Source organism: Paremcibacter congregatus (assembly GCF_006385135.1).
Lineage (GTDB): Bacteria > Pseudomonadota > Alphaproteobacteria > Sphingomonadales > Emcibacteraceae > Paremcibacter > Paremcibacter congregatus.
Window position 1 is genome coordinate 1,686,928 of record NZ_CP041025.1, and the last position, 18,572, is coordinate 1,705,499.

Below are 18,572 nucleotides of genomic sequence, written 5' to 3' on the forward strand. Positions count from 1 at the left end.
TATTCTATGACAGAATTATATGACTGAACGGACCGATTCTAATACGCTTAAGTTCCGTAAGAAAAAAATAGATCTGGACTGGGGGAAGTCGACCAAAGAGGACGACATTTCCCCGGATCACGTGGCGGGGGCCAATGTGCTGGTCCTCCACCCCCATCTAAAAAAACGTCTTTCCAACAGTGGACTCTCACGCCCTTCTCATAAAACGGCAACCTCGGCCCTCAGGTCACCGGAAGCCCGCCTTGAGGAGGCTGTTGGTCTGTGTGAAGCGCTGGATTTGCATGTCGTGCATGCGGTGTTGCTGCAACTGTCCAAGCTGGTGCCTGCAACCTATATGGGGCAGGGGAAACTTGATGAAATGGCGGCGCTGATTGCGGCGGATGATATTGAACTGGTGATTTTCGACTGCGAATTGACACCGGGACAGCAACGCAATATCGAACGCATCCTGAAAGTCAAAGTGATAGATCGAACCGGTCTTATTCTGGAAATTTTTGGCGAAAGGGCGCAAACCAAGGAAGGTGTGCTGCAGGTTGAACTTGCGCATCTGACCTATCAGAAAAGCCGCCTGGTCCGGTCCTGGACCCATTTGGAGCGCCAACGTGGCGGTTTCGGCTTTATGGGAGGACCTGGTGAATCCCAGATTGAATCTGACCGTCGTATGATCAGCGACCGTATCGGCCGCATCGGCCGGCAGCTTGAAGAAGTCAGTCGAACCCGCAAACTGCACCGTGCAGGCCGCCAGAAACAGAAATTTCCCGTGGTGGCCATGGTTGGTTATACCAATGCCGGAAAATCAACCTTGTTCAATTATCTGACCGGCGCCAGTGTGATGGCGGAAGACTTGTTATTTGCCACTCTTGACCCAACGATGCGGGAAATTGATCTGCCCAATGACAAGAAAGCGATTCTGTCTGATACTGTCGGTTTTATCTCTCAGTTGCCGACCCAGCTGGTCGCTGCCTTTCAGGCGACCCTGGAAGAAGTTGTGGAAGCTGACCTGATCCTGCATGTGCGCGATATATCCCACCCCGACACCGAAGCTCAGCGCGAAGATGTCATGACCATTCTCCATTCACTGGGTCTTGAAGAGGGGCCGGAATGTGCCATACATGAAGTGTGGAGCAAGATTGACCTATTAAGTACAGAGCAGAGGGCGACGGTGGAAAATCTGGCGGCGCTGAAGGGCAATGTCAGTTTGTTGTCGGCGATTACCGGTGAAGGGTGTGAAGAGTTCCGCATCAAGCTTAATGACCTTCTGGCCAGCGGGGCAACAACCTTGAAAATTGCCTATAAGCATCATCAAGGGGCGGAAATGGCCTGGATGTACAAGAATGGCGAAGTGATCGCCCGGGAAGATGGAGAGACAGAAACGATCCTTACTGTACGGGTAGATCAAAAGCTTTTGGGCCGAATTGAGAAAGACACCCGGCTGGTGGGAAGGGTTATTGAGACATGAGCGGGGATATCATTGGTGAATTGGTGATTGATGTAGCCAAATCTGAGATATTGCCGCGTTATAATAATCTGAAAGAGGCTGACATTGCTGCCAAGTCGCCGGGCGATATGGTAACGATAGCGGATCTCGCGGCAGAAAAGGCCCTGACACGGGCGCTGAAACGGGAATATCCGACAGCGATTATCGGCGGCGAAGAAAGTATTAGTGAGGCGCCGAACCTGTTGGCGGAGATCACGACAGCGGATCACGCCTTTCTGATTGACCCTGTGGACGGGACCAATAACTTTATCAAGGGCGATCCGCGTTTTGCACTGATGCTGACAGAGCTCAGAAAAGGGCAGGTTGAAGCCGCCTGGATTTACCTTCCGGTGACGGAAAAACTGGCTTCTGCCCGGAAGGGCGAGGGCGCACGGCTCAATGATCGTAAAGTTGTCACCCTGGCGCCGACATTTGAGCCGGCGAAGATGGTCGCTGCGGCCCACTTAAAGCGGTTTCCGCCGGAAATTCGCTGTCTTGCAGAGCATAACTTGAAAGATTTTAAGGAAAATCGACCGGCTTTTTGCGCCGGACATGATTATATCATGTTGCTGGAAGGGGCGAAGGATTTCTCGGTCTATTACCGGACGCTGCCTTGGGACCATTTGCCCGGAGGGTTTATTTTTACCGAAGCCGGAGGGTATGTGCGTACCCTGTTTGACCAGAAGAAATATCGTATTGGCATTCAGGATAAGGGGCTGCTGTCCGCGCCGTCAGAAGCGTTATGGCATAAAATTCGCCAAAGTGTTTTCCCGGACCGTTTTACCAGGTCATAAATTTTTGCCGGCCTTTTCGCTTTTTTTAACGGCGTTCCAAAGTTGGTCCATGTCGTCGAGGGACAGGTTTTCAAGAGACGTGTTTTCTGCCAGAGCCAGTATTTCTACCTGACGGAAGCGCCGTTCGAACTTATGATTTGCTGCGCGTAGAGCCTTTTCGGGATCAAGGTTGAGGTGGCGCGCCAGATTGGCATAAACAAACATCATATCGCCGAATTCTTCTTCGATTTCCGTGGTTCTGTCATTGCCCTTGTCGGCCTCCACCAGTTCATGAGAGAGTTCGGCCATTTCCTCGTTGAGTTTATCAAGCACCTGTGCCGTATCGGGCCAGTCAAACCCCACCCGCGCGGCCCTGTTTTGCAGTTTGATCGCCCGGGTGAGGGCCGGCAGGGCCGGGGTAACGCCGTCAAGGACACTGGCGGTATGGTCTTTGGCTTTTCTTTCCTGGGCCTTTTGTTGTTCCCAGGCAATGGTTTGTTCGCGGGCGTTACGATGTTGTTCATCACCAAAGACATGAGGATGACGTCGGGTCATTTTGGCGCAGATGCTGTGCACCACATCGGAAAAATCGAAATGCTTTGCTTCTTCGGCCATGCGGGCGTGAAAGACCACCTGCAACAAGAGATCGCCAAGTTCTTCTTTCAGATGCGGCATATCATTATGCTCGATGGCTTCTACCACTTCATAGGCTTCTTCAATGGTATAGGGGGCGATGCTGCTGAAGTCCTGTTCTATATCCCAGGGGCAGCCGCTGTCCGGATCGCGCAGCTGCGTCATAATATTGAGGAGATCGTCGATGGTCGCTTTGCTCTCTGGCATGATTTACCCTTGCTGTCATTTTGCCTCAGGGTATATTTTATTACGGCGGAGGGAAAGGGCGAAAATACAAAAAGACGCCCCGGTTCAGGGACGTCTTTAAGGCAGTAAACGGGGTCTGAAGTTATAGGCTGACATTATCGCTTTTGATGGGCAACCCTTGGCTGCTTAAGGCCTGCAGCCAGCGTTTTGCCTCGCCGACATCATGGGGGCTCGGTTGGACGCCGGGGGCAAGACGTCCTTCGGCAACGGCCATGACCGCCTGCGCCACCGTGAGAGATACACAAGTGGCCATGGCGGAATTGAGGTCGGCACCGGCATGATCCAGCGACAGGGACCCATGCCAGGGGGCACCGCCATCGTTCGGAGTGGCGGTCAAGGCCACATGCAGGACGACCCTGTCCTGTTCGCCTTTTTTGTAGGGATGGTCGCGCCATAATGTGTCTGACAGGTTTTTCAGTTCATCCAGATCGGCATGCTCGACAGTTGTGAAAATATCCTTCCAGGCGTTTTTCCAGCCATTGAGGCGCAGGGTCCCGCGTACGAAGGTACGAAGGTTTTTTTCATTCCCCAGACCATATTCATCAACATAGGGCAGGCTGTTGCGGTTGGCATAAACCTCGAATGTTTCACCGTCGAGATCAAGGCTGGTTACCTCTTCCCAGGCCCGGGCGATGTTATGAGGGGCGCCGTTCTTGATCATACGGGCCGGATTTTTTAATGCCGTCATGACGCCAAGAGGTGTCCAGCTGAATTTATAGGTAAAGGGAGTATTTTCAACAGGAATTCCGCCACAATATGAAATGAAATCTATGGCGTGTCCCTGATCAAGAACACCTGCCGTTCTCGCTGCATCCACCAGAATATGTGTAAAAAGATGATCTATTCCGGGGTCTAGCCCCACTTCATTGACAATGCTGAGGCCTTTGGCGCAGGCTTCGTCCTGTAGCGCCAGCATGTCGTCGGACAAATAGCTGGATGTCACCATATGGCAATCGTGGGCGAGGGCAAGCTTGGCCACCTGTACATGGAAGGCGGCCGGCAGCATGGAGATGATAATGTCACCTTTGGACAAAGCTGAACTGAAGTGGTCCAGACGCGCCGCATCGTTAAGATCAAGCAACCCAATCTCGAAACGACTGGTTGGGTCCAGATGGCTGTTCAGCATTTCAGCCCGGTCAGATGTCATATCCCATACGGTCAGCCTGACGCCTTGACGGGCCAGGGCCATAATACCCGGGCCGGAAGATAACCCGGCCCCGATCCAGTGAACAGCGGCGGTTGGCTGAGATGTATTTTCTGACATTAGGCTGTTTCCTGTTGTTTAAGGGAAGGGCGTTGCTCTGCTTCAAGTTTTGAAACGGCTTTGGAGAAACTGTGGGCTGCTGCCTGCCAAACAGGGTCCTTATCTCTTATTTTCAAGTTTTTAAGGTGGGGTAGAAGAAGACCGGCGAATTCCTCGCTGGCTTCCCTGGGTAGCAGTGAGGGCAGGTTATCAATGGCGATAATATCGACTGTTGTGGTCTTATTTGATCCTTCCACGGTGATGTAAGGCTGGTCCCAGGTGGTAGTGTCATGATAAAGCGGGATCGGATTATAGGCGCTGAACGGATCACAGGAAACATCGGCAACGACCGACAGACGCGATTCTGTGCGGAGATCTTCCTTACGCAGGAATGCCGGGACATCACCGAGAATAAAGGCGCAATTGATCAGGATATCATGATCAAGCAGGGCCGCCCGGTCAATGTTCTCAGTTTGGGCGCGGCCCCAGCATGTGACGTGGGCGCCGTGTTCTTCCAAGATTTCGATAGCGCCTTTGCCGCAACGTCCATGCGCCCCGATAATCAGAACTTTTGGATCCTTGCCCGACGTCTTGGCCGTAGAAATCGTTTCCCGCAACAGGGTGGCGTTGTCAAATGGTGTAAGGCCCTTGTCTAGGTAACGCGGCGCGCCAGACTGTTTGTTATGCCAATGGATCAGGGCGAGAGCTGCCCCCATGTAACCAGCGAAATACCCAAAGGCAACTACCCGTCGGTTATCCTCAGAGACCATATATTCAATATCGAGCAGATCTCCGCCCCCTGTGGTGAAGCGGGAAATCGTATCCTGCCAGCCGGTCTGCTCTTTATAGGCATGGGCGAAATAAATATGGGTATTTTTCAGCTTATCCGGTTTTGACGGCAGTTCTTTCAGGCCGAGGATAATCGCTTCCTTTGGCGCAGCGGTCCAGGTTCCGCCGTCGACCATCTGACAGCCCGCATCAAGATAGGCCTGATCAGGAATGATGCGTTTCCCGGACTTTTCGACGACGACGTTATAACCGTCGCTGATAAGTTCAATGGCGCCTTGCGGCAGAAGAGGGGTCCGGCGCTCTGTCGTGCGGCTTTCAGCCCGTAACCATATGGTATCATTCATCATGGCATCCCTATATTTTATGTTTATATTCTCACTATGAAGGTAAGTTTACACCTTGTTTTTGTCGGTCAAAAGCCAGCAAAATGCATAAAAATCCGTCAAAATGCCGAAAACTTCGCGACAGTATGGGCAAAATGTCACCGCAGGGATTTCCCGAATAGAGAGGCCGTTTTTCTTTGCAATGATGCCACAGAGAGGGCATGTTGGGGACCGCAGACTTATATCAGGATAATATTATATGATCAAAAATGCCAAACGGGCATATGGGGCCAGCAAAAAAGCCTTTTGGCTCACTCTCGGGGGTATTGCACTGGCGTTGGGGTTGATCGGAATTCCATTACCCTTATTGCCGACGACACCGTTTCTTTTACTGGCGGTTTTTTGCTTTAGCCGCAGTTCAGAAAAACTGCATGTCTGGTTGCTTGATCACCCGCAATTTGGCAGGCCAATCCGTCAATGGCAGGACCATCGCGCCATCAGTCGCAAGAACAAGGTGCTGGCGGTTTTGTCTATGGTGGTTGTCTTTTTGGTTTCTTATGGGTTCTTTGATATTCCAACGTATGCGCTGATGTCCCAAGCGATCATTTTGACGCTTGTGGCTTTGTTTCTCACTACGCGGCCAGAACCGCCGGAAGCAGGCGTGTCGGAAGACGGTATCATACAGGAACCGGAAGAGGGCCGTTCTTAAAAAAGGGCAGACGAGGATTCTACCTGCATCTGCCCAAAGAGGTTTCAAGATACGTGCAAAGGGATTGGATTTAGCTATCCATTTGTGATTGCAGGTAGTTTTGTTCACCAATTCTGTCGATCAGGGCCAGATTGGTTTCCAGCCAGTCCACATGCTCTTCTTCTTCTTCAAGAATTTCGGCCATAAGATCACGAGAGACATAATCGCGGCAGGATTCGCAGTGGGCGATGCCTTCGCGCAGATCTTTCAGAGCGTCAAGTTCCAGATCCATGTCTCCCTGTAGGATTTCACGGACATTTTCACCGATGCGTAATTTGCCGAGGTCCTGAAGATTGGGCAAACCTTCGAGAAACAATACGCGTTTAATGACTTCATCGGCATGCTTCATTTCGTCAATCGACTCATCATACTCATGTTTTTCGAGCTTCTTTAGTCCCCAATCACCGCAGATGCGGCTGTGCAGGAAATACTGGTTGATGGCGGTCAGTTCATTCTTGAGTATTTTATTGAGATATTCGATGACTTTTTTGTCGCCCTTCATGGCACTGCTCCTGATGATTTAATAGGAGAGAACAATATACTTCACAGGGTATAAAGTCAATGAAGGGAAGGGGTTAAGTATATAATATTAATAATGTTTATTAATATTAGGCAGGGATGGATGCCAGGTCTGCGCCGGACATTTCCTGATTACATATATCGCGCGCCATGCACAGGCATTTACCGCATTTGGGTTTGGCATCCAGACTTTCATAAATTTTCAATATGGAGGTTTTGCCGCCCACTTTCTGGGCCGCTTGACGTACAGTTGTTTCATTTAAAGCATTACATACACAAATAATCATCGGGGCATCTCCATATCTGATGTGTTTTTTATAATGTTAATGATAACTATTGTCAACAATAATAAGAATGCTTCTCATTAAGATTTTATGAAGTCGTTAAAATAATGAAGTTTAGCCAGTTGATAATGTGGGGGATATGCTTAAATATGGTGTCTATACGCAAACCTTCATCCAGGAAGGTGATTTTTTCAAGAGGAAGTTATTTATGTCTGTGACCATTTATCATAATCCGAAATGCAGCAAATCCCGCCAAACTCTGGCGCTTCTGGAAGAACAGGGCGTCAGTCCGAAAGTTGTCAAATATCTTGAAGATGTCCCTTCAGCGGCGAAACTGGACGAAATCTTAACGTTGCTGGATATTGAACCCCGGGACCTTATGCGGCGCAAGGAAAAGGAATATAGCGAGAATAATCTTGCTGACGAGAATCTGAGTCGGGCGCAATTGATAGACGCCATGGTCAAATTCCCGCGTCTGATCGAACGGCCGATTGTTCTGGCGAATGACAAAGCCGCCATTGGGCGACCGCCGGAAGATGTTCTCAAGATTATCTAGGATAAATTTTGATCCTGAGCTGGATCTGTAGATTTAAGAAGCTGCCACGGGATGCCCTGCGGCGGCTTCTATTTTGGGATAGTGCAGAGCCAATGTCACGCCGCGCATCAGCAAAAAGAAGCTATAGCTGAACCACAGTCCGTGATTGCCCCATACCGGCAGCAAAAAATACAGCGACAAGGCATAAAGCAACGTAGAAGTCACCATGCCGTTCCGCATGTATTTGCCGGCTGTCGCGCCAATGAAGATGCCGTCGAACTGGAAGCACCAGATGGATATCAGCGGCAGGACAATCACCCATATCAGGTAAATCTCCGCCGTCGCGCGCACGTCCGGCAGATTGGTCAGGGCGTTGATGATCTGATTGCCGAAAAGAAAATAAACCAAACTGAAGACGGCGGCGGTGACCAGAGCCCATTTGCTGGACACGATGACCACTGTTCTTAAGCCGGATCGGGATTTACGGCCAACTTCCTTGCCGACCAGTACTTCTGCCGCCTGGGCGAAACCGTCAAGCCCGTATGAGGTGATCATCTGAATATTCATCAGCAAAGCATTGGCGGCGAGGATCTGCTTGCCCATGCCGGCGCCGAGCAGGGTGAAGGCCGCCATAGAGCCCGTCAGACAGGCGGTGCGGAGAAAAATATCTCTGTTAAGGGCAAACAGTTTCATGAAAGCCACTTTATCGAACAAGTCTTCCCGGGCCCCGGCGCCCCATAAACTAATGCTGTAACTGCGCCTGCAATGGCGGGAAATCAGATACAGGGCAAACAGGCCGGCGATGAATTCAGCCAGCACTGTCCCCAGCGCTACACCTTCCACATCCATCCCCATGCCGTAAACAAACAGAATGTTGAAGCAAATATTACTGACATTGAGCAGCAGTTGTACCCATAAAGCCTCTTTGGCCTTATGTAGTCCCAGCAGCCATCCGACGGCGGCAAAATTGAGCAAGGCGAAAGGCGCGCCCCAGATACGAATGGTAAAATATTGTGCGGCGAGGGCTTCAATATCTGAGCTGGCCTTGCTGATCGAGAAAATGGCTTGCGCAAGCGGCCATTGGATCAGAATAAACAGGGCGCCAATCCCCAGCGCGAGCAGGGCTGCCCGCAAATAAAGACGGGGAATGCCGGTCTTGTCTTCCCTGCCGTGGGCCTGGGCGGTGAGGCCAGTAGTGGCCATGCGGAGGAAATTAACACTGTTGAACAGGATGCTGATCATCATCGCCCCGAGCGCAATAGCCCCGAGATAACGCGGGTCCGGCAGATGGCCCATAATAAAGGTGTCGACCAACCCCAACAGGGGGACGGATATATTGGTGATGATGGCCGGGACAGCGATATGCCACATCTGGCGTGAATAGGTGTTTTGTTGCATGGCGACATACTATAGAGCAGGAAAATTTCTGCAAAAGGAAAGTTTATTCTTCTGTTATGTTGTGTAAAATACGAATTGAGTAAAATATGACTATTGGATAATTGGGAAAGATGACCATATTAACTTGCATGAAGATGTAAAAAAACTTAAAGATACGCAAGGATTAATCGAAATACTACACATTAATAATGTAGTATTAAAAATAAAAACACAATTTTGTTGTATATAAAATTATACTACACTACAGTACACTTGTTCTTGTGTTATGGGCTGTAGTCTATATAAGAAATAAGATTGAAGTTGAAATTATATTAATGTTGAGGATTAAGGATGACTGGGCTAACTTCTGCGAAAGCAATAGGTAATGAGGTTCAGGAACTGGATTCAGTTGTTGTTCGTTTCGCCGGTGATTCCGGTGACGGGATGCAGTTAACCGGCACCCAGTTTTCTGTGGCGACGGCGCTGGAAGGCAGTGACCTGTCGACATTTCCGGATTTTCCCGCTGAAATCCGCGCCCCTGTTGGCACCACGTTCGGTGTATCGGCGTTCCAGATCAACTTTGGTTCGGTCGAAGTTTCGACAGCCGGAGATGAGCCGGATGTCTTGGTGGCGATGAACCCGGCGGCTTTGAAGGTCAATATGTCCAACCTGCGTGAAGGCGGGCTGATTATCCTTGATGAAGGGGCGTTTAACGACAAGAACCTCAAGAAAGCCGGTTATGCCAGTAATCCCCTGGATGATGAAAGTCTGTCGCACTTCGAGGTGAAGCGGCTTGATATCACCAAAATGACTGTCGAAGCGGTGAAAGAATTCGGCCTGGGGAACAAGGATTCCCTACGGTGTAAGAATATGTGGACCTTGGGTCTGTTGCTGTGGATGTTCGGGCGTAAACGTCAACCTATTATTGACTGGATGAATGAAAAATTCGCCAGGAAACCCGAACTGGCAGAAGCCAATGTGGCAGCGCTCAATGCCGGTCATGCGTTTGGTGAAACCGCTGAAATGGCGTCCAACCTGCGTCGTTACCAGATCAATAAATACAAGGAAGAAGCGGGGCTTTATCGCACCGTGAACGGCAACCAGTCTCTGACCTGGGGTATTCTGGCGGGCAGTCAGTTGGCGGAATTGCAACTGGTGTTGGGGTCTTATCCCATCACTCCGGCGTCGCCTTTATTACATAGCCTGTCCGGCCTGAAAGAATTTGGTGTGATCACCTTCCAGGCAGAAGATGAAATTGCCGCGATTTGTGGCGCCATTGGTGCGTCTTTTGCCGGCGGTCTGGGGCTGACCACAAGTTCAGGTCCGGGGATTGCCCTGAAGACAGAAGCGCTGGGTCTTGCCATTAGCACGGAACTGCCGTTAATCGTGGTTGATATTCAGCGTGCCGGACCATCGACCGGTCTGCCAACAAAAACTGAGCAGTCTGATCTTTATCAGGCGGTCTGGGGACGCAATGGCGATGCGCCACTTGTGGTCCTGTCCGTGTCCAATTCCACAGACGGGTTTGAGGTCGGTATAGAAGCCGTACGCCTGGCAACCAAATACATGACCCCGGTGATGATCCTGTCCGATGGGTATATCGCCAATGCGTCAGAACCCTGGAAAATTCCGGATATCAATGATTATGAGCCTTTCCCGGCCAAGTTCCATACGGACCCGGAAGGTTTCCATCCGTTCCTGCGTGACCCGGAAACGCTGGCCCGGGCCTGGGCGAAGCCGGGTACGCCGGATCTGATGCATCGCATCGGCGGAATCGAGAAAGACTATAACAGCGGCCATATTTCCTATGATGCGGACAACCATCAAAAGATGACCGATGTACGCAAAGCCAAGATTGACAATATCGCCAATGACATTCCTCTTCAGGAAGTCGCTCAAGGGGCGGCGGGCGGGAAACTCGCCATCGTCGGATGGGGATCGACTTACGGCGCCATTCATCAGGGGGTCAAACGGGCGCGGGAAGAGGGTCTGGATGTGTCGCATATTCATCTGCGCAATATCTGGCCTCTGCCGCGTAACCTGGAAGAGCTGTTAAAATCCTATGACAAGGTGATTGTTGCCGAAATGAATGTGGGGCAGTTGAATACATTGCTGCGCAGTCAGTATCTTCTGGATACACAATTGTTGTCGAAAGTCTCCGGTCAGCCGTTCAAGATTTCAGAGATTACCGCCGTCATTCACGAAAACCTGGGAGAAAGCAAATGAACCAACAGGTTGATGTAAAAAAAATGAGCCCGAAGGATTTTGAAACCGATCAGGAAGTTCGCTGGTGCCCGGGATGCGGGGACTATGCGATCCTGAAAGGGGTACAGATGGCGTTGGCGCAAACGGGTTCTCGCCCGGAAAATACCGTCTTTGTCTCTGGTATTGGCTGTTCTTCACGGTTTCCCTATTATGTCTCTACCTATGGTTTTCATACCATTCACGGCCGGGCGCCGGGATTTGCCACCGGCATCAAGCTCACCAATCCTGATTTGGATGTCTGGCTGGTGACCGGGGATGGCGACGGGTTGAGCATTGGCGGAAATCATATGCTGCATGTGCTGCGGCGTAATGTGAATATTCAGATCATGCTGTTCAATAACGAAATTTATGGTTTGACCAAGGGGCAATATTCCCCGACCTCCAAACCGGGCCTGAAAACACCGTCAACACCTCTGGGGTCTGTGGACTCGCCATTGTCACCCTGCATGTTTGCTCTGGGCGCCGGTGCGCGCTTTGTTGCCCGCGGTATCGATACGGGGCTGAAGGAATTGCCGGTAACCCTGGCCCGGGCGAAGGACCATGTGGGGGCATCCTTTGTCGAGATTTACCAGAATTGCATCGTTTATAATGACAATGTATTCGGCGCCTTCACGGAAAAGAAAACCGCGAAAGATACGCAGCTCTATGTCAAGCACGGTGAGAAAATGCTGTTCGGCAAGGATGTCGCCAAAGGTCTGCGGTTTAACACCGAGACATTCGCCCTTGAAGTCGTAACCCTTGGTGAAAATGGTATCACAGAGGATGATATCCTGGTGCATGATGAAACCAATCGTCACATGGCTTCCATGTTATGTGAACTGGAAGCGCCAAACTTCCCGGTAATCCTCGGGGTGATTTACTGTAATCCGAAGGAAAGTTACGAACAATCCGTGCATTATCAGCTGGATCAGGCCAGGCAGGCGAAAAAGGCTGATTTTAATGCTCTGTTGCGGGCGGGCCGCACCTGGGTGGTGGAATAATCGCCGGCGGTGCTTTTGTATCATTTTGAATTTAGGAAAATGCACTGTAGGGTTACGGTGCATTTTTTTTGCCGATAATTTTTAGCCTAGGACAGAAGGGTTTTTAGCTCGCCTACGTATAAACTCCTGAAGGCGTAAGACAAGGGCCTGAGAATCCTGCAAAAGGACTGATGATAGCTTGGAAGATCTTCCGGATGAACCGCTTATGATCCGCATCGGCGATGGGGATACAACTGCTTACAAGATGCTGGTTGACCGGCACCTGCAGCCTTTTCTGGCTTTCGCCACCCGGGTGACAGGCGACAGAAGCGAGGCCGAGGATGTGATGCAGGAAGCTTTTGTTCGGGTCTGGAAGACGGCAGGCCGCTGGGATATGAACCGCAATACCCGATTTACGACCTGGTTCTATCGGGTGGTGATGAATTTATGCATCGATGTGAAACGCAAACGTAAGCCAACATCGGATTTTGATGAGGCATTTGATGTGCAATCAGAGGGGCCGTTGCCGGATGACATGCTGCGGGACAAACAAAAAGCGGCTCATATATCCGCCGCGTTGAGCCAGTTGCCGGAACGTCAGAGAATGGCTGTCACGTTATGTTATTTGCAGGAATTGGGCAATCGGCAAGCGGCGGATATATTGGAGGTCAGTGTCGGAGCTGTTGAATCCCTGCTGGTGCGGGGCCGAACCCGGCTGGCAGAAATTCTGGCAGCGGAAAAAGACGATCTTCTGAAGGAGAGTGTAGGATGAGTGACAAGAGACTGGATCATTATCTGGAGGTTTTTCGGGTGGAAACAAATATTGAGCCATCCCGGGCGCTGATGGATAAAATCATTGGCATCCCGCAGTCTGAGTGCGTTAGGTCTGAACAAGCAGGATTTTTTAATCTATGGCGTTTTTTTGATGGTCTTGTGCCGCGTGCCTTGGGATGGGCGCTGACGGGATGTCTTGGATTGTATCTTGGCTTGTCCTCCGGGAATCAGCCACAGCAGGAGCAGGCATTCCCGCTTGATGAAAATTACTATATTTACGGGCAGGTGCAGGTTCTTCTTTCGGAAGAACTGGTTCTTGAGGATGAGGAAGGCGATAAATGACGGATATGCTTAAAAAAATCAGGTGGTTGAACGTTGTTTTATTCTTTTCTCTCGCGTTGAATTTTTTTGTTGCGGGGTATCTGGCCTCCGATACGAAGGTTCTGCACCGATTTCACAAACATAAATCAGAGCATAAGCGCCCCGAACTGATGATGGTGGATTATTTTCCCAAAACACAACGTCGGGAGATTAAGGCCTATATGGCTCTTAACCGGGATAAGTTCAAAGCCAGTAAACGGACCCTGTTTAAAAACCAAAAAGAAATTCTGAACCTTATTGGGGCGGAAACGTTGGATGAAGCAGCATTGCGGCGGGCTTTTCAAGAACAGCAGGCCGGATATAACCAGTTCCAGACGGAGCTAAATGAGGTTCTGATCCGGGTGATTATGGGGATGGATGTTGAGGCCCGCAAGAAAACCCAGGAACGGGGGAAAAGAGCACACGAAAGACGAAAAGACCGCTGATCTTTAGCCTTCCCTTGGGGGAAAATGGGCGGGGTGCCGTGATTCACAACGCGATCACTCGCTTCAGGCGGGGGTAAGGGAAAAGAGAATATTAACGACTTGGTGGCGAATTTATGCTAAAATCACGGATTATATCTCTTTTCATGTAAAAATAGTTTTGTACGTCAAGAGGTTAAGGAGTTTTGATGGTTTCTGGCGTTTCAGCAGTCCAGCCACATTTTTTTTCCCCGCCCGCGAAAAAGCCGGCGGAGGCTACAGCTGCGCCCGACAAAAACAAGCCGGCAGAGCAAGGGCCGACGACTGAGGCGACTCTGGGAGAGTTAACCGAAGAAGAAAAAATTCTCGTTGAGAAGCTCAAGAAAACGGACCAGGAAGTTAAGGCGCATGAACAGGCCCACAAAAATGCAGGGGGCCAATATGCCGGGTCGGCGAGTTTCACCTATCAATCAGGCCCTGATGGCAAGCGCTATGCAGTTGGCGGTGAAGTGCCAATTGATATTTCACCTGTCGCGGGGGATCCTCGCGCCACCATCGCTAAAATGTCGGTGATCATCGCTGCCGCTTTGGCGCCGGCGCAACCGTCCGGACAGGATCGCAGTGTCGCGGCCCAGGCCAGTGCGGCCCGCGCAGAAGCCCAGGCCGAATTGAATGCAGCACCGGAGGAGGGCGCTGTCCCAGAAGACGGGGCAGAAGAGGATTCTGGCTCAGCTGTGGCAACAGGCCGTGTCAATAGCTCTGGTTTGGCGGCCTATCAGGTATCTTCTCAGGCGCAAAGTCCGGAAACAACCTCCGGGCGAATTCTTAACTTTATCAGTTGAAGAATAAATTGGCGCAATCTTAAGATTTATTTTTCCATTCAAGGTGTTGGGTTGTTTTTCTCTCCTGCCGTAAAAAAGAGCATTTTTCTTGCGGTTAATCATTCCTTATTAATTACCCCTTATATTCAAAAACAATTCTATGATCGTAAGCTGTGGATTTATATGATGTTATGCTTTTGAAAAGCCAGTAATCAAGGTTTGTATTTCGCCTTGGTTGCGGCTTTTTTAGCTATTCAGTGATAATCCTTAAGATTGTATATTTTGTTGCTATATGGAACGCTTAAGAGGAAGAACTGAGTTTCATTATGAATAAAAAAGTCTCCCATATCTTCGATAATGCGAAGTTAAAGACGTTACTTTATGTGATGATGTTGTTCATGGGGTTGAGCTTTCTTGGGGTGCATTTTTATACCATCAATAAATATTCCGCTTTTATTAATGAAGCCGTGCAGAAAAAACAATACAGCATTATCAAGACGTTGGTTCAGGAGCGGTTGATTTCTCACCATTTGCTGGAAGTAAAACTTTTCACGGATAAAGTCGTGGCGGATCCGTTGTTCCGCAATGCTTTTGTCACTGAAGACCCTCTTGATGTTGAACAACAGCTCAGTCAGGCAATTCGTTTGTCTAAATCCTTTAGTGATCACCTCGATATTCTTGAAGTAAGAGCTTTAACTTCTCAGTATAAGCTATTGGGTGCGCGGAAAATTAAGGATGGTGGTACTCTTTCGATACAGAGGATGATGACAGAGCATGCAGTGTTGTCGCCGGGTCAAATGCTTCAAACCCAAAGTTATTATATTTCCACCACTGAGGGGAACCCCGTTCATATTTTGATGCACCCTGTGGGGAATAGTGAGATGAATTATGGTTATCTGATGGTGATCACCTCGCCGCTTGCCAGTTTGCAGGGGATGGGACAGTATTTGGATGCTGAGATTGATGTAAAAAATCTTGCGGGCGAAATCATTCTCCCCAGTGATTTTAAACTGGATCATCTGATAGAGGCTCGTCCGGGTACGGCGCATGGGGTAGCTCAAATGGATATTCCCATTACGGTTTATGACGGAATTCCGTTTTTGAACATTGTTGTGCGTTTTGATAATCATGCGGAAGTCAATAAACTCAATAGCCTGAAATCCTTTAGTTTGCTTGTCGCAATCACAGGCGTCTTTTTGTCCTGGTATATTGTTTCATATGTTTTGAACATCAGCATGTTTCGCAGAATTATGGAAATTTCACAGACCTTGGCACAGGTGGTCAAAGGAAAGTCAGGGGTGCAGCTACCCAGAAGACGTGATGATGAACTCTCCGTCTTAAGAGAACAGCTTGGCAACGTGGTCGCCCATGAAAAGGACCGCAACAGGTTAACGAAAGAACTTGTCATTGCCCGTAAACAGGCCGAGGTTTCCAATTTGGCGAAATCGGAATTTCTCGCCAATATGAGCCATGAATTGCGGACGCCGTTGAATGCGATCATTGGCTTTTCTGAAATTATGACCTGCGATTATCTGGCCAAGGATCTGGAAAAAAAATATAAGGAATACGCGTTTGATATTCGGGACAGCGGTATTCATTTATTGAATATTATTAATGATATACTGGATCTTTCCAAAATTGAATCCGGCAGTATGATTTTGTCGACGGGGGCGGTTAATGCCTATGACGTGATTTCAAATTCACTAAAACTCGTTATGGTCATGGCAAAAGAAAAGCATTTATCTATTGAGAATAATACGCCGGACGGCTTGCCGGATATTATCGTTGATGAACGGATGGTGCGCCAGGTTCTGATTAATATTCTGACAAATGCTGTTAAGTTTACACCTGATGGCGGTAATATTGTCATTTCCGCAGGTGTTGAACAGGACGGACAGTTTTGCATTGCCGTGTCTGATACCGGCATAGGAATTGAAGCCGATAAGCTGGAAAGCGTTATGTCGCCCTTTAATCAGGTGGATGAAACCTACTCACGGGAACATCAGGGAACGGGGCTCGGTCTTTCGCTTGTGAAATCCTTTATGGAACTGCATGGCGGGTCCTTCAGACTAGAAAGCATTTGGGGCGTAGGAACCACGGCCTTTCTTATTTTTCCGAAAACCTGTGTTCAGCCCGCGTCTTCCAAAGGCGTATTGCACGATGAACCAAAGGTTGTCAACGGCACTTGAGAGGCCTGGTCAGTAGGCTTTAATAAGCGTATTGTTGATCACGGTCCTGAGTTTTGCCGGTAGAATGGGTTTATGCAGTAAAACATGGCCGCTTCTCCTGGCCTGCAACATGCGATCCTTGGCGGTATCGCCGGTGATGATCACGGCAGGAACCGATTTTTTCAATTTCTTATTGATTGCGGATATCGCTTCTGCGCCGGTGCGCATTTCCCGCAATCGAAAATCGGTGATGATCATGTCCGGGCAAAAATCATGATGACTGAGGTACTGCAAAGCCTCGGTTTCCGCCTCAAAAGGAACAACTGTATGACCCCAGTTTTCCAGCAAGGTTGACATGGCGTCGAGAGCATCCCTTTCATCATCAATCAGGATGATATTTCCCGTTTCCAGTTTCAGATTAAAGTGTTGACTGAGACTGTCGGGGATGGACGGTCTTTTATGTGAACGGGGCGCCGATACATAGAAACTGGTTCCTTTGTTGATTTCCGAACGAACTTCGATTGGATGATCAAGCAGATCACACATGCCCTTGACGATTGACAGACCAAGGCCCAGACCTTTATTCCGGTCGCGTTCCGGATTGGCGATTTGATAGTATTCCGCGAAAATATGGCCGATCAAATGTCCCGGAATCCCGATGCCGGTGTCGTGCACTTCAAATCTGATGTTTTTTCCCCGCCGGCGACAGCCGACAAGAATACGGCCCCCGGGTTTGGTGTACCGTAAAGCATTACTGATCAGATTATTCAGAATGCGTTCGATCATATGGGCGTCACTGTTAATGATCAGGTCCCGGGCAACGATGTGAAGGTCGATATTCTTTTCCTGCGCCAGAGGCGTGAATTCAGACTTCAGGGCGGAAAAAATTGCTTCGACAGAAAGGGGGGTGGGGTGGGGTGTTAATATGCCGGCGTCAATCTTTGAAATATCAAGGAGATCATTCAATTGTGCCCTCAGGTTATCAGAGGTGCGTTCGACCTTTTGCAGGAGAAGAGACTGATCTTCATCCGTGATTTCTTTCTTGAGTGTTTCAATAAAAAACCCCATTGCATGCAGAGGTTGGCGCAGATCATGGCTGGCGGCGGCTAGAAAAGAGGATTTGGCGTCCCGGGCGGAAATGGCTTTATCCTTTTCCTGTCGAAGTTTTCCAATCAATTCGTTTTTCTCAAACCTCAGGCGAATGGACTGAATCATGGAATTTTGAATCACAAGGCTGAAAGCCATATTGATCAACAGGAAAATCAGGCAGAAAATACTGGCAGAGATATGGATTTCGTCGCCATAGCTGAAATGCCGGAAGGCTAGGCCGCCCATTACCGGAATGGAGAAGGCAAAATAGCAGGGAACGAAAGAGGATAACCCCGGTACGGACCCCGCGGTTATGCCGAAGAGAACCACCGTGAGAAACTGCATCACGGTCGGGTCTGCATACAGGGGAAAGAAAAAACCGACAGCTCCCCAGGCCGTGCCCGACCAGGCCGCAAGAAAAACATTAAAAAATGCCAGAAGGTCAAGGTCATACGTGTGGTGTTTCTGGGAAAAGAGCAGGATGATACGCAGCAGGGAAGGAAAGTTTACCAGAAACAACCAATTGATCAACATATCATGAGGGACGGTAGACCATAGGGTATAGGCCGTGAGTGTTGATATGATCAATACAATCACCAGGATGATCTTTATTTGCTGGGCGATGAGCGCCAGGCGTTCAGATAATATCTTCTTTTCGAGCGGAATATCCGCTGTCATGGGCCCCATTTGTACCGTCACCTAAATTCCCCTTTTGATGCGCCATGTGAAGTGGTCACAGCTCACATCGGCAAGTCGTATACGACATG

At 49.5% G+C, this 18,572-nt stretch carries 17 protein-coding genes and 1 pseudogene; 11 read left to right on the plus strand and 7 right to left on the minus strand.

Features of this window, described 5'->3' with window-relative positions:
- Nucleotides 1-19 precede the first annotated feature (19 nt).
- The gene (gene hflX, locus FIV45_RS07465; protein WP_099471746.1) at nucleotides 20-1,459 is read left to right on the plus strand and encodes a GTPase HflX; all 1,440 of its coding nucleotides are present in this window, start codon (nucleotides 20-22) and stop codon (nucleotides 1,457-1,459) included.
- The gene (locus FIV45_RS07470; RefSeq protein WP_099471747.1) at nucleotides 1,456-2,271 is read left to right on the plus strand and encodes an inositol monophosphatase family protein; all 816 of its coding nucleotides are present in this window, start codon (nucleotides 1,456-1,458) and stop codon (nucleotides 2,269-2,271) included. Before hflX ends, FIV45_RS07470 begins: the two co-directional genes overlap by 4 nt.
- On the opposite strand, the gene mazG is transcribed toward FIV45_RS07470, so the two are convergent.
- From mazG to FIV45_RS07485, 3 genes are all read right to left on the minus strand, one after another.
- Nucleotides 2,266-3,090, minus strand: a complete 825-nt coding sequence (gene mazG / locus FIV45_RS07475) for a nucleoside triphosphate pyrophosphohydrolase (protein ID WP_099471748.1) — start codon at nucleotides 3,088-3,090, stop codon at nucleotides 2,266-2,268. The genes FIV45_RS07470 and mazG overlap by 6 nt on opposite strands.
- Nucleotides 3,091-3,211: 121 nt before the next feature.
- Nucleotides 3,212-4,393: a saccharopine dehydrogenase family protein gene (locus tag FIV45_RS07480; protein ID WP_099471749.1), complete on the minus strand. Its 1,182-nt coding sequence runs from the start codon at nucleotides 4,391-4,393 to the stop codon at nucleotides 3,212-3,214.
- Nucleotides 4,393-5,505 (minus strand): saccharopine dehydrogenase, encoded by a 1,113-nt coding sequence (locus FIV45_RS07485; RefSeq protein WP_181040164.1) that lies wholly within the window; start codon nucleotides 5,503-5,505, stop codon nucleotides 4,393-4,395. The genes FIV45_RS07480 and FIV45_RS07485 overlap by 1 nt, the downstream gene beginning before the upstream one ends.
- Before the next feature lie 238 nt (nucleotides 5,506-5,743).
- On the opposite strand from FIV45_RS07485, the gene FIV45_RS07490 reads away from it, so the two are divergent.
- A complete protein-coding gene (locus FIV45_RS07490; protein ID WP_099471751.1) occupies nucleotides 5,744-6,193 on the plus strand; it encodes a YbaN family protein in 450 nt (149 codons plus the stop codon).
- A 70-nt stretch (nucleotides 6,194-6,263) separates the two neighbouring features.
- Here FIV45_RS07490 and bfr read toward each other — a convergent pair whose 3' ends face one another.
- Nucleotides 6,264-6,734 carry a bacterioferritin gene (gene bfr, locus FIV45_RS07495; protein WP_099471752.1) on the minus strand — a complete coding sequence of 157 codons (471 nt, stop codon included), beginning with the start codon at nucleotides 6,732-6,734 and terminating at the stop codon, nucleotides 6,264-6,266.
- A gap of 106 nt (nucleotides 6,735-6,840) precedes the next feature.
- Nucleotides 6,841-7,038, minus strand: coding sequence for a (2Fe-2S)-binding protein (locus FIV45_RS07500; RefSeq protein WP_099471753.1), 198 nt, complete (start codon nucleotides 7,036-7,038; stop codon nucleotides 6,841-6,843).
- A 205-nt stretch (nucleotides 7,039-7,243) separates the two neighbouring features.
- On the opposite strand from FIV45_RS07500, the gene arsC reads away from it, so the two are divergent.
- The gene (arsC, locus tag FIV45_RS07505; RefSeq protein WP_099471936.1) at nucleotides 7,244-7,591 is read left to right on the plus strand and encodes an arsenate reductase (glutaredoxin); all 348 of its coding nucleotides are present in this window, start codon (nucleotides 7,244-7,246) and stop codon (nucleotides 7,589-7,591) included.
- Nucleotides 7,592-7,624: 33 nt separating this feature from the next.
- Here the strand turns inward: arsC and FIV45_RS07510 are convergent, their stop codons facing one another.
- The gene (locus tag FIV45_RS07510) at nucleotides 7,625-8,968 is read right to left on the minus strand and encodes an MATE family efflux transporter (protein ID WP_099471754.1); all 1,344 of its coding nucleotides are present in this window, start codon (nucleotides 8,966-8,968) and stop codon (nucleotides 7,625-7,627) included.
- Between the two features lie 330 nt (nucleotides 8,969-9,298).
- On the opposite strand from FIV45_RS07510, the gene FIV45_RS07515 reads away from it, so the two are divergent.
- The 7 genes and pseudogenes from FIV45_RS07515 to FIV45_RS07545 all read left to right on the plus strand — a co-directional run bounded on the left by FIV45_RS07515 (nucleotide 9,299) and on the right by FIV45_RS07545 (nucleotide 16,737).
- Entirely contained in the window at nucleotides 9,299-11,173 is a 1,875-nt protein-coding gene (locus tag FIV45_RS07515) for a 2-oxoacid:acceptor oxidoreductase subunit alpha (RefSeq protein WP_099471755.1), read from the plus strand.
- Nucleotides 11,170-12,192, plus strand: a complete 1,023-nt coding sequence (locus FIV45_RS07520; protein WP_099471756.1) for a 2-oxoacid:ferredoxin oxidoreductase subunit beta — start codon at nucleotides 11,170-11,172, stop codon at nucleotides 12,190-12,192. The genes FIV45_RS07515 and FIV45_RS07520 overlap by 4 nt, the downstream gene beginning before the upstream one ends.
- Nucleotides 12,193-12,364: 172 nt before the next feature.
- Nucleotides 12,365-12,943: pseudogene (locus tag FIV45_RS07525) on the plus strand (RNA polymerase sigma factor); the annotation flags it as partial.
- Nucleotides 12,940-13,287 carry a hypothetical protein gene (locus FIV45_RS07530; RefSeq protein WP_099471757.1) on the plus strand — a complete coding sequence of 116 codons (348 nt, stop codon included), beginning with the start codon at nucleotides 12,940-12,942 and terminating at the stop codon, nucleotides 13,285-13,287. The pseudogene FIV45_RS07525 and the gene FIV45_RS07530, both read left to right, overlap by 4 nt.
- Complete coding sequence (locus FIV45_RS07535) at nucleotides 13,284-13,751, plus strand: periplasmic heavy metal sensor (protein WP_099471758.1); 468 nt, start codon at nucleotides 13,284-13,286, stop codon at nucleotides 13,749-13,751. The genes FIV45_RS07530 and FIV45_RS07535 overlap by 4 nt, the downstream gene beginning before the upstream one ends.
- Nucleotides 13,752-13,936: 185 nt before the next feature.
- On the plus strand, nucleotides 13,937-14,569 hold the full coding sequence (locus tag FIV45_RS07540) for a putative metalloprotease CJM1_0395 family protein (protein WP_099471759.1): 633 nt from the start codon (nucleotides 13,937-13,939) through the stop codon (nucleotides 14,567-14,569).
- Nucleotides 14,570-14,874: 305 nt separating this feature from the next.
- Nucleotides 14,875-16,737 (plus strand): sensor histidine kinase, encoded by a 1,863-nt coding sequence (locus FIV45_RS07545; protein WP_099471760.1) that lies wholly within the window; start codon nucleotides 14,875-14,877, stop codon nucleotides 16,735-16,737.
- Nucleotides 16,738-16,746: 9 nt separating this feature from the next.
- Here FIV45_RS07545 and FIV45_RS07550 read toward each other — a convergent pair whose 3' ends face one another.
- Nucleotides 16,747-18,504: an ATP-binding protein gene (locus FIV45_RS07550; protein ID WP_133118535.1), complete on the minus strand. Its 1,758-nt coding sequence runs from the start codon at nucleotides 18,502-18,504 to the stop codon at nucleotides 16,747-16,749.
- Between the last annotated feature and the right edge of the window lie 68 nt (nucleotides 18,505-18,572).

What these genes read in the sequence shown, in the direction of transcription:
- hflX (WP_099471746.1), top strand. Translation starts at nt 20, where the DNA reads ATGACTGAACGGACCGATTCTAATACGCTTAAGTTCCGTAAGAAAAAA.
- FIV45_RS07470 (WP_099471747.1), top strand. Translation starts at nt 1,456, where the DNA reads ATGAGCGGGGATATCATTGGTGAATTGGTGATTGATGTAGCCAAATCT.
- mazG (WP_099471748.1), bottom strand. Translation starts at nt 3,090, where the DNA reads ATGCCAGAGAGCAAAGCGACCATCGACGATCTCCTCAATATTATGACG.
- FIV45_RS07480 (WP_099471749.1), bottom strand. Translation starts at nt 4,393, where the DNA reads ATGTCAGAAAATACATCTCAGCCAACCGCCGCTGTTCACTGGATCGGG.
- FIV45_RS07485 (WP_181040164.1), bottom strand. Translation starts at nt 5,505, where the DNA reads ATGAATGATACCATATGGTTACGGGCTGAAAGCCGCACGACAGAGCGC.
- FIV45_RS07490 (WP_099471751.1), top strand. Translation starts at nt 5,744, where the DNA reads ATGATCAAAAATGCCAAACGGGCATATGGGGCCAGCAAAAAAGCCTTT.
- bfr (WP_099471752.1), bottom strand. Translation starts at nt 6,734, where the DNA reads ATGAAGGGCGACAAAAAAGTCATCGAATATCTCAATAAAATACTCAAG.
- FIV45_RS07500 (WP_099471753.1), bottom strand. Translation starts at nt 7,038, where the DNA reads ATGATTATTTGTGTATGTAATGCTTTAAATGAAACAACTGTACGTCAA.
- arsC (WP_099471936.1), top strand. Translation starts at nt 7,244, where the DNA reads ATGTCTGTGACCATTTATCATAATCCGAAATGCAGCAAATCCCGCCAA.
- FIV45_RS07510 (WP_099471754.1), bottom strand. Translation starts at nt 8,968, where the DNA reads ATGCAACAAAACACCTATTCACGCCAGATGTGGCATATCGCTGTCCCG.
- FIV45_RS07515 (WP_099471755.1), top strand. Translation starts at nt 9,299, where the DNA reads ATGACTGGGCTAACTTCTGCGAAAGCAATAGGTAATGAGGTTCAGGAA.
- FIV45_RS07520 (WP_099471756.1), top strand. Translation starts at nt 11,170, where the DNA reads ATGAACCAACAGGTTGATGTAAAAAAAATGAGCCCGAAGGATTTTGAA.
- FIV45_RS07530 (WP_099471757.1), top strand. Translation starts at nt 12,940, where the DNA reads ATGAGTGACAAGAGACTGGATCATTATCTGGAGGTTTTTCGGGTGGAA.
- FIV45_RS07535 (WP_099471758.1), top strand. Translation starts at nt 13,284, where the DNA reads ATGACGGATATGCTTAAAAAAATCAGGTGGTTGAACGTTGTTTTATTC.
- FIV45_RS07540 (WP_099471759.1), top strand. Translation starts at nt 13,937, where the DNA reads ATGGTTTCTGGCGTTTCAGCAGTCCAGCCACATTTTTTTTCCCCGCCC.
- FIV45_RS07545 (WP_099471760.1), top strand. Translation starts at nt 14,875, where the DNA reads ATGAATAAAAAAGTCTCCCATATCTTCGATAATGCGAAGTTAAAGACG.